This window comes from Collinsella aerofaciens (genome assembly GCF_019131995.1).
Taxonomy (GTDB): Bacteria; Actinomycetota; Coriobacteriia; order Coriobacteriales; family Coriobacteriaceae; genus Collinsella; species Collinsella aerofaciens_S.
Map to the genome: position 1 here is coordinate 1 of NZ_JAHONA010000075.1, position 481 is coordinate 481.

1 protein-coding gene and 1 tRNA gene are annotated in these 481 nt (G+C 51.1%); one reads left to right on the forward strand and one right to left on the reverse strand.

The window, feature by feature from the left end:
* Window position 1: 1 nt before the first annotated feature.
* Window positions 2-78 (forward strand) — tRNA-Arg (locus KSY82_RS10225).
* 175 nt (window positions 79-253) lie between these two features.
* Here the strand turns inward: KSY82_RS10225 and KSY82_RS10230 are convergent.
* Window positions 254-481, reverse strand: a 228-nt coding sequence (locus KSY82_RS10230; RefSeq protein WP_217751130.1) for a hypothetical protein, incomplete at its 5' end; no start/stop codon positions are given.

The window sequence follows — 481 nt, forward strand, 5'->3', positions numbered from 1 at the left end:
TGCGGCGTTACCTCAGCTGGATAGAGGGTCTGACTACGAATCAGAACGTCATAGGTTCGAATCCTATACGCCGCACCAATTGAGTTTTAAGCCTCCGGCAACGGGGGCTTTTCCTTTACGGGGGCATTGCGGAGATTCGAACCTCGTTCGAGGCGCGAGCGTCAAGAAAACGCGGAGCGTTTTTAGCGAGCGGGCGAGTCCGCCGACAGGCGGGCGAAGCCGGTGCGGATCCGCGCAGCGGATGCGCGGAATCCTATACGTCGCACCAATTGATTTTAAAGCTCCCGGCAACGGGAGCTTTTCTTATATCGCGATGCGTCGAAGATCGCATCAAGTGGTCTAAATGAGTAAAAATCAAATTCAATAACTTTTTTCGAAAAATTGCTTGACCATTATTCAGTCCCTGTGCATAATAATCAACAAGTCGCGGCGTTACCTCAGCTGGATAGAGGGTCTGACTACGAATCAGAACGTCATAGGT